Origin of the sequence: Blastococcus sp. KM273129 (assembly GCF_021698995.1) — a bacterium.
Lineage (GTDB): Bacteria > Actinomycetota > Actinomycetes > Mycobacteriales > Geodermatophilaceae > Blastococcus.
On the sequence record NZ_SSXB01000117.1, the window covers coordinates 1 to 8982 of the forward strand.

General features: G+C 77.0%; 10 protein-coding genes. 5 read left to right on the top strand and 5 right to left on the bottom strand.

The window, feature by feature from the left end; genetic code table 11:
* The 4 genes from E9565_RS20645 to E9565_RS20660 form a co-directional block, all read left to right on the top strand.
* On the top strand, positions 1–241 hold a 241-nt coding region (locus tag E9565_RS20645), incomplete at its 5' end, for an HNH endonuclease signature motif containing protein (protein ID WP_236836622.1).
* A gap of 45 nt (positions 242–286) precedes the next feature.
* Positions 287–913: a precorrin-8X methylmutase gene (locus tag E9565_RS20650; protein ID WP_236828630.1), complete on the top strand. Its 627-nt coding sequence runs from the start codon at positions 287–289 to the stop codon at positions 911–913.
* Positions 910–2406, top strand: a complete 1497-nt coding sequence (locus E9565_RS20655) for a precorrin-2 C(20)-methyltransferase (protein WP_236836623.1) — start codon at positions 910–912, stop codon at positions 2404–2406. The genes E9565_RS20650 and E9565_RS20655 overlap by 4 nt, the downstream gene beginning before the upstream one ends.
* Positions 2407–2456: 50 nt before the next feature.
* Entirely contained in the window at positions 2457–3731 is a 1275-nt protein-coding gene (locus E9565_RS20660; RefSeq protein WP_236836624.1) for an MFS transporter, read from the top strand.
* Here the strand turns inward: E9565_RS20660 and E9565_RS20665 are convergent.
* Together E9565_RS20665 and E9565_RS20670 are read right to left on the bottom strand one after the other, a co-directional pair.
* Positions 3716–4333, bottom strand: a complete 618-nt coding sequence (locus E9565_RS20665) for a flavodoxin family protein (protein WP_236836625.1) — start codon at positions 4331–4333, stop codon at positions 3716–3718. The two genes, E9565_RS20660 and E9565_RS20665, sit on opposite strands and share 16 nt — an antisense overlap.
* Positions 4334–4376: 43 nt before the next feature.
* Complete coding sequence (locus tag E9565_RS20670) at positions 4377–5114, bottom strand: cobalt-precorrin-6A reductase (RefSeq protein WP_236836626.1); 738 nt, start codon at positions 5112–5114, stop codon at positions 4377–4379.
* 26 nt (positions 5115–5140) lie between these two features.
* On the opposite strand from E9565_RS20670, the gene E9565_RS20675 reads away from it, so the two are divergent.
* The gene (locus E9565_RS20675; RefSeq protein ID WP_236836627.1) at positions 5141–6223 is read left to right on the top strand and encodes a cobalt-precorrin-5B (C(1))-methyltransferase; all 1083 of its coding nucleotides are present in this window, start codon (positions 5141–5143) and stop codon (positions 6221–6223) included.
* On the opposite strand, the gene cobM is transcribed toward E9565_RS20675, so the two are convergent.
* The 3 genes from cobM to E9565_RS20690 all read right to left on the bottom strand — a co-directional run.
* Positions 6220–6963 (bottom strand): precorrin-4 C(11)-methyltransferase, encoded by a 744-nt coding sequence (gene cobM, locus E9565_RS20680; RefSeq protein ID WP_236828636.1) that lies wholly within the window; start codon positions 6961–6963, stop codon positions 6220–6222. The genes E9565_RS20675 and cobM overlap by 4 nt on opposite strands.
* Entirely contained in the window at positions 6960–8192 is a 1233-nt protein-coding gene (cbiE, locus tag E9565_RS23445) for a precorrin-6y C5,15-methyltransferase (decarboxylating) subunit CbiE (protein ID WP_236828637.1), read from the bottom strand. The genes cobM and cbiE overlap by 4 nt, the downstream gene beginning before the upstream one ends.
* 76 nt (positions 8193–8268) lie before the next feature.
* Positions 8269–8982 (bottom strand): maleylpyruvate isomerase family mycothiol-dependent enzyme (locus E9565_RS20690; RefSeq protein WP_236836628.1); only part of this gene is annotated, 714 nt, incomplete at its 5' end.

An 8982-nucleotide genomic window follows, 5' to 3' on the forward strand; every position in this document is an offset into this window, starting at 1 on the left:
CGGTTGCGACGCCCCGGCCCACTGGTGCGACGTGCACCACCTGGTGCACTGGGCCGACGGCGGGGAGACCTCGCTGGAGAACTCAGGGCTGCTGTGCGAGCGGCACCACACGAAGGTGCACCACGGGTTCACCATCGTCCGCGACGCCGACGGCCGATGGCGCACCTGGCGGCCCGACAGCACCGAGATCCTCATCCTCCCCCGCATCACCGCCGAACCGGCCAACTCCCGAGCCGGCTGACCGGGCGCGGGCGGGCGGGGGTCACCGACGTAGCCTTCCCGCCCGATGGTGGTCTACGAGTACGAGAAGGACGGCGCCGAGATCTACCGGCAGTCGTTCGCGACGATCCGCGCCGAGGCGGAGCTGGGCGGGCTGCCCGACGACGTCGCGCGCGTGGCGGTGCGGATGATCCACGCCTGCGGTCAGGTCGACCTGGTCGAGGACATCGCCTGGTCCCCCGCCGTCGTGCAGCGGGCGCGCGAGGCGCTCGATGCCGGTGCTCCCGTGCTCTGCGACGCCCAGATGGTGGCCAGCGGCGTCACCCGGCGCCGGCTGCCCAAGGACAACGACGTCGTCTGCACGTTGAACGACCCGCGCACCCCAGGGCTCGCCGCCGAGTTGGGCACCACCCGCACCGCCGCGGCGCTGGAGCTCTGGCGCGACCGGCTGGACGGCGCCGTCGTCGCCATCGGCAACGCCCCCACCGCGCTGTTCCACCTGCTCGAGATGGTCGCCGCCGGTGCCCCGCGGCCGGCCGCCGTCCTCGGCATCCCCGTCGGGTTCATCGGCGCCGTCGAGTCCAAGGAGGCCCTCGCCGCCTCCGACCTCGAGTTCCTCGTCGTCCGCGGCCGCCGCGGCGGGAGCGCCATCACCGCCGCCGCGGTCAACGCGATCGCGAGCGACGTCGAATGAGCGGACGGCTGTACGGGGTCGGGCTCGGCCCCGGCGACCCGGAGCTGGTCACCGTCAAGGCCGCCCGGCTGATCGGCGCCGCCGACGTCGTCGCCTTCCACGCCGCCCGGCACGGCCGCTCGGTGGCCCGCGCGCTGGCCGAGCCCTACCTGCGGGCCGGGCAGGTCGAGGAGCTGCTGGTCTACCCGGTCACCACCGAGACCACCGACCACCCCGGCGGCTACCAGGGCGCCATCGACGAGTTCTACGAGGCGGCCGCCGCGCGCCTGGCCGCCCACCTCGACGCCGGGCGCGACGTCGTCGTCCTCGCCGAGGGCGACCCGCTCTTCTACGGCTCCTACATGCACATGCACAAGCGGCTGGCGCACCGCTACCCCACCGAGGTCGTCCCCGGCGTCACCAGCGTCACCGCGGCCGCCGCAGCGGTCGGGCGGCCGCTGGTCGAGCGCGACGAGGTGCTCACCGTCCTCCCCGGCACCCTGCCCGCCGACGAGCTCGCCGCCCGGCTCACCGCCACCGACTCGGCGGCGGTGATGAAGCTCGGCCGCACGTTCCCGCAGGTGCGCGAGGCCTTCGACCGCGCCGGCGTCCTCGACCGCGCCCTCTACGTCGAGCGCGCCACCACCGACCGCCAGCGCTGCCTGCCGCTGGCCGAGGTCGACCCGGCGAGCGTCCCGTACTTCTCGCTCGCCCTGCTGCCCAGCCCGCTCACCCCGCAGGTCACCGAGCCGGCCCCGGACGCCGACCGGCCGGCCGACGCCGGGGAGGTGGTCGTCGTCGGCCTGGGCCCCGGCGCCCGCAGCTGGACCACGCCCGAGGCCGCCGAGGCGCTCGCCGCCGCCGACGACCTCGTCGGCTACGGCCCCTACCTGGACCGGGTCGCGGTCAACCCGCGCCAGACCCGCCACGCCAGCGACAACCGGGTCGAGGCCGACCGCGCCGCCCACGCGCTCGCGCTCGCGCAGGAGGGCCGCCGGGTGGCGGTCGTCTCCAGCGGCGACCCCGGCGTCTTCGCCATGGCCGCCGCGGTGCTCGAGGTCGCCGAGCGCCCGGAGTTCGCCGGCGTCCCGGTGCGGGTGGTTCCCGGCCTCACCGCCGCCCAGGCGGTCGCCTCACGGGTGGGCGCCCCGCTGGGCCACGACTTCTGCGTCCTGTCGCTCTCCGACGTCCTCAAGCCGTGGCAGGTGATCGTCGACCGGCTGCGCCACGCCGCCGCCGCCGACCTCGTCATCGCCCTCTACAACCCGCGCTCGAAGCACCGCCCGCACCAGCTCGGCGAGGCGCTGGAGGTGCTGCTGGAGGTGCGCCCGCCGGAGACCGTGGTGGTCGTCGGCCGGGACGTCGGCGGGCCGGAGGAGACCGTCCGCGTCACCACCCTCGGCGCCCTGGACCCCGGCTCCGTGGACATGCGCTGCCTGGTGCTGATCGGCTCCTCGCAGACGCGGGTCACGCCGACGGGCGCGGTCTACACCTCCCGCCGCTACCCCGGCTGACACGCCGCGGCGCGGGAATGCCGCCGGGATCGTTGCCCTTGCCCACCATCGTGGCTCCTCCGACCCTCCGCCGGGACCCGGCGTTCTGGACCGCCGCCGGCCTGCTCCTGCTGGTCCTGGCCGCGTCGGGCGTCCCCACGCCGCTGTACCGCGTGTACCAGGAGCAGTTCGGCTTCGGGCCCGGCACCCTGACCGCCGTCTTCGGCATCTACGCCCTCGCGCTGCTGGCCGCGCTCCTGGTGGTGGGCGGACTCTCCGACCACGTCGGGCGCCGCCCCGTGCTGGTCGGCGGGCTGCTGCTGCAGGCCGCCTCCATGGTGGTCTTCCTGACCGCCGACAGCGTCGGCTGGCTGCTCACCGCCCGCGTGGTGCAGGGCCTGTCCATGGGCGCCCTCACCGGCACCCTGGGGGCGATGCTGCTCGACAACCAGCGGCCGGCCCGGCCGCTGGGCCCGCTGGTCAACAGCGCCGGACCCGGGATCGGGCTCTCCCTGGGTGCGGTGGGCGCGGGACTGGTCGTCGAGCACGTGGCCAGCCCCACCCGCTGGTTGTTCGCCGTCCTGACCGCGGTGCTCCTGCTCGCCGCCGTCGCGGCCACGACGCTCCCCGAGACCTCACCCCGGAGACCGGGCGCCCTCGGCTCGCTGCGCCCGTCGGTGCGCGTGCCCCGCCCGCAGCGCGCGGCGTTCCTCACCGCGCTGCCGGCCATCGTGGCCGCCTGGGCCCTCGGCGGGCTCTACCTCTCGCTGGGGCCGTCGCTGGTCGCCGGGGTCTTCGGCATCGACGACCACCTGGTCGGCAGCCTCCTGGTGCTCGCCATGCAGGGGACGGCCGCTCTCGCGGCGGTGCTGGGCCGTGACCTCGCGCCCGAGCGGGCCATGGTGCTGGGCGCCTCCGTCTTCGCCGTGGGCGTCACGGGCACGATCGCCGCCCTGGTCGGCGGCGCGGTCGCCGTCCTCTTCGCCTCCGCGGTCGTCTCCGGCCTCGGTTTCGGGCTGGCCTTCCTCGGCGCCGTCGCCACCGCCAGCGCCGGGGTCGCCCCGGGCGAGCGGGCCGGGTTGCTGTCCAGCGTCTTCGTCGCCGGCTACCTGAGCTTCAGCGTCCCCGCGGTCGTCGCCGGGGTCGCCGCCGGTGCGGTGGGGCTGGAGACGGTCACCGAGGTCTACGCCGCCGTGCTCGTGGCGCTCTCCCTCGGCGCCGTGCTGGGCGTGCGGCTGCGCCGCCGCGCCGGGGCCGCTGAGGCGGCGGACGGCGCGGTGGCCGGCGCCGCCCCGGGCGTGCGAGGGCTGGGCAGGACGGCGCCCTCCGCTCAGCGGCCGGGGTAGGGCTGGGCCTTGAGCGCGCGGGCCAGGTGCGCGGCGTTCTCGGCCAGCGTCGCGGTCGTCGAGGCCACCGCCTCGGGGGTCTCGTCGAGGTCCTTGTAGTCGGCGCCGCCCATGGCCTGGTCGTTCCAGTAGGTCGACCCCTGCGCCGGGATGGTGAAGCCGATGTCGTCGAGCCCCTGGAACAGGTCGGCGACGATCTTGTGCGCGCCGTCCTCGTTGCCGACGACGGACACGACGGCGACCTTGCCGGTCACCTCCGGCCGGCCCGAGTCGTCGGTCTCCGAGAGCTCGCCGTCGAGCCGCTCCAGCACCCGCTGGGCGACGCTGCTCATGTGCCCCACCCACGTCGGCGTCGAGACGACGAGGATGTCGGCGGCCATCACCTGCTCACGGATCGCGGGCCACTGGTCGCCCTCCCCCATGTCCACCTCGACGCCGGGCCGCACGTCGTGGTCGACCACGCGGACGACGTCGCCGGTGACGCCGTGCTTGCCCAGCTCACCCAGGATCTGGCGGGCGATCAGGTCGCTGCTCGACGGGGCGGGCGAGGGCTTGAGGCTGCAGACGAGGGCCAGGGCACGGAGAGACGCGGTGTCGGTCATGCCGGTGCACTGCCCCGCCGACCTGCATCGACACACATGACGATCAGATTGCGCGCGACCGGATCCAGTCCCGCGCTTCCCCCACCGTCGCGACGACCGGCACGCCCAGCGGGAGCGCGGGCCGGCGCACCAGCACGACCGGCAGCCGGAGCTCCCGGGCCGCGGTGAGCTTGGCCGCCGTCATCGGGCCGCCGCTGTCCTTGGTGACGACGACGTCGACGGCGTGCGCCCGCATCAGCTCGAGCTCCTCCTCGACGGAGAACGGCCCGCGCGCCAGCACCACGGTGACCCGCCGGGGCAGCGGCGGCTCCGGCGCGTCCACCGACCGCACCAGGCAGTGGCCCGGCACCCCCGCGAACGCGGCCAGCCCCTGGCGCCCGGTGGTCACGAACACCGAGCCGAACCCGGTGACGGCAGCGGCCGCCTCCGCCTGCGAGCCGACCCGGCGCCAGTCGTCCCCGGGCCCGGCGGACCAGCCGGGGCGCTGCAGCCGCAGCAGCGGGGTGCCGGTGACCGCCGCCGCCTCCGCCGCCGCCGCCGTCATCCCGGCCGCGAACGGGTGGGTCGCGTCGACGACCGCCGCCGCGCCCTCCGCCCGCAGCCACGCCACCAGCCCGTCGACCCCGCCGAACCCGCCGATCCGCACCGCCCCCGGTGGCAGCGCCGGCTCGGCGACCCGCCCGGCCAGCGAGCTGACGACGTCGACCCCGTCGGCCACCAGCGCCGCCGCCAGCCGGCGCGCCTCCCCGGTGCCGCCGAGCACCAGCACCCGGCCGGTCACCGGGGGCCGCCGTGCATGCTGGTGCGGTGGCGACGACGACCGGCACCGGCCTGCGCTCGGGCTGGACCACCGGCGCGTGCGCGACCGCCGCGACCACGGCCGCCTACACCGCGCTGCTCACCGGCGAGTTCCCCGACCCGGTCTCGATCCACCTGCCCAAGGACCGGCACCCGGCGTTCGCGCTCGCCACCGAGCACCTCGCCGACGGCGCCGCGACCGCGGGCGTGGTCAAGGACGCCGGCGACGACCCCGACGTCACCCACGGGGCGCTGGTCTCGGTGCGGGTGACCCACGGCGAGCCGGGCAGCGGCGTCACCTTCCGGGCCGGTGAGGGCGTGGGCACGGTGACCAAGCCGGGGCTGCCGCTGGCGGTCGGCGAGCCGGCGATCAACCCGATGCCCCGGCAGTTCATCCGCGAGCACGTCGCCGCCGTCGCGGCGCGGCACGGGGGCACCGGCGACGTCGTCGTCGAGGTGTCGGTGGAGCACGGCGCGGAGCTGGCGCGGCGCACCTGGAACCCGCGGCTCGGCATCCTCGGCGGGTTGTCCATCCTGGGCACCACCGGCGTCGTGGTGCCGTACTCGTGCTCGGCGTGGATCGACTCGATCCGCCGCGGCATCGACGTCGCCCGCGCCGCCGGGCACCGGCACGTCGCCGCCTGCACCGGCAGCACCAGCGAGCGCGTCGTCGTCGAGCGCTACGGGCTGCCCGAGGACGCGCTGCTGGACATGGGCGACTTCGCCGGCGCCGTCCTCAAGTACCTGGGCCGCCACCCGGTGCCGCGGCTGACGGTCGCCGGCGGCATCGGCAAGCTGGCCAAGCTCGCCGACGGGCACCTCGACCTGCACTCGGGCCGCTCCCAGGTGTCCTTCGCCTCGCTGGCCGACCGCGTCCAGGCGGGGGGCGGGTCCCCGGCGCTGGTCGACGGCGTGCGCGGCGCCAACACCGCCCTGGACGCGCTGCAGCAGTGCCGGGCGGCCGGGCTGCCGCTGGGCGACCTGGTCGCCGCCGCCGCCCGGGAGACGGCGCTCGGCGTGCTGCGCGGCGCCCCGGTCGCGGTGGACGTGCTCGTCGTCGACCGCGCCGGCACGGTCGTCGGCACCGCCTAGCCGCGGCACCGCGTCGTCGAGTAGAGGTGGCTGTCGGGGAACTCCCCGGCGGTCAGCACCGAGCCGACGACCACCACCGCGGTGCGCCGCACGCCGGCGGCCTCGACCTGGCCGGCGATGTCGGCGAGCGTGCCGCGCAGCACCAGCTCGTCGTGCCGGCTGGCGCGGGCGACGACGGCGACCGGGCAGTCCTCCCCGTAGGAGGGCACCAGCTCGGGCACCAGTTCCGCGATCCGCTGCACCGCGAGGTGCAGCACGAGCGTGGCGCGGGAGGCGCCGAGGGTCGCCAGGTCCTCGCCCGGCGGCATCGGCGTGGACCGGGCCGAGGTGCGGGTGAGGATCACCGTCTGGCCGACCCCGGGCACGGTCAGCTCCCGCTTCAGCGACGCTGCCGCGGCGGCGAAGGCGGGCACGCCCGGGACGACGTCGTAGGGCACCCCCGCGGCGTCCAGCCGGCGCATCTGCTCGGCCATGGCGCTGTACACCGACGGGTCGCCGGAGTGCAGCCGGGCGACGTCGTGCCCGGCCGCGTGCGCGGCGACCAGCTCTGCGGTGATCTCGTCGAGGTCCAGGTCCGCGGTGTCCACCAGCCGTGCGCCGGGCGGGGCGGTGTCCAGCAGCTCGCGGGGCACCAGCGCCCCGGCGTACAGGCACACCGGCGCCGACGCGATGATCCGCGCGGCCCGCACGGTGACCAGGTCCGCGGCGCCCGGGCCGGCGCCGATGAAGTGCACGGTCACGCCTTCACCGCCGACCAGATCGTCACGGGCATCGCCGCCTTCCAGCCGGTGAAGCCGCCCACGGGGGCGGCGGTGGTGACGGCGAGCCGCACGAGCTCACCGCCGTGCCGGGCGTACCGCTCGGCCAGCGCCGCCTCGCTCTCCAGGGTGACGGCGTTGACCACCAGCCGACCGCCCCGGTGCAGCGCGTCCCAGCAGGCGTCCAGCACACCCGGCGCCGTCGCACCGCCGCCGACGAACACCCCGTCCGGTGTGGGCAGCCCGGCGAGGGCCGCGGGCGCTGCGCCGGTGACGACCTCGAGCCCGGGGACGCCCAGCCGGACGGCGTTGCGGCGCACCCGCGCCGCGCGGTCCGGGCGGGCCTCCACCGCCACCGCCCGGCAGGAGGGGTGGGTGCGCATCCACTCGATGCCGATCGACCCGGCGCCGGCGCCGACGTCCCAGAGCAGCTGCCCCGGCAGCGGGGCGAGGCGGGCGAGGGTGACCGCACGGACGTCGCGCTTGGTCAGCTGGCCGTCGTGCTCGTAGGCGTCGTCCGGCAGGCCGGGCAGGGCGGGCAGCGCGACGGCGCCGGGGTCGGCGGCCACCTCCACGGCGGTGAGCACCAGCGGATCGGTGCCCGGGTGCGGCCAGCCGGCCGCGGTGCCGGTGAGGACGTGCTCGGCGGGCCCGCCGAGCTGCGCCAGCGCCGTGAGCCGGCTGGCGCCCAGCCCGCGCTCGGCCAGCAGCGCCGCGACGGCCGCCGGGGTCGACCCGTCCGAGCCGAGGACCAGCAGCCGCCGCCCCGGGGTGGCGTGCGGGACGACGAGCTCGACGGGGCGGCCGACCACGGAGACCACCTGCGCCTCCTCCACGGCCCAGCCCAGCCGCGCGCAGGCCAGCGTGACCGACGACGGGTGCGGCACGACCTCGACCGCCCGCGGGCCCAGCGCCCGCACCAGCGAGGTGCCGATGCCGGAGAGCATCGGGTCGCCGCTGGCCAGGACGACGACCCGCCGCCCGGGGTGCTCCCGCGGGAGCCCCGCCAGCGCCGGACCCAGCGGCGAGGGCCAGGGCACCCGCTCGGCACCCACCCCGGGCGGGACCAGCGCGAGCTGGCGGGCGCTGCCGCGCAGCACCTCGGCGTCCTCCACGGCCCGGCGGGCACGCGGCGAGAGCCCGTCCCAGCCGTCGGCGCCGACGCCGACCACCACGATCGGGCGGTCCGGGGCGTCCTCGGCGGCGGGCACGGGCGCCGATCCTAGAGCGGGGCGGAGCGCTGCCGTCCGGCCAGGCGGCCGCTGTCCCGGGCCGGGCGGGAGTTGCTCAGAAGGGGACCTGCTGGCCCAGCAGACCGGGCCCGCTCCCCCGGCCCGACAGCACGCGGCAGAACTCGACGGCGTCGAGCTCGACCCGCTCGCCGCCCGTTCCCGACGACCACTGCCCGCCGGCCGGTCCGGTGAGGGTGAGCTCGTGGGGCCGGCCGTGCCGCTGCGCCCACTCGGCCACGACGTCGGCGACCAGGACCCCGTCGTGCCCGGGGGTGAGCTCCGGCTCGCGCCCGGTTGCCCGGCACACGTCGATCCGGTGCATCCAGACGTCGCGGGTCAGGACGACGTCGAGCAGGAAGCCGATCCGCCAGTGCTCCCGGATGTCGCCGTTGACCTGCTCCTCGGGCAGCGTCAGCCGCCCCGCGACCCGGGACAGCCGGCGCCGTCCCCTCAGCGCCCGCGGCGCCGTGTCCTCGAGGGCGGCGGCGATCGCCGGGCCGTCGAGGTCGGCGTGCGCGCGCACCTGCACGGCGGTCAGCGCGTCGATCCCGCCCCCGGCCTTGCCGGCGAGCCGCTGCTGGCGGGCCATCTCCCGCACCGAGGCGGCCATCTCCGCCATGCCGAGCACGTGCGCGGCCATGGCGCGCACGTCCCAGCCCGGGCATTCGGTCGGCCGGTCCCAGTCGTCGGCGTGCAGTTCCCGCAGGACGGCGACGATGCGCTGGTACTCCGTGGCGGCGAGCCGGTAGGCGGCGTCCCTGTCCAGCGC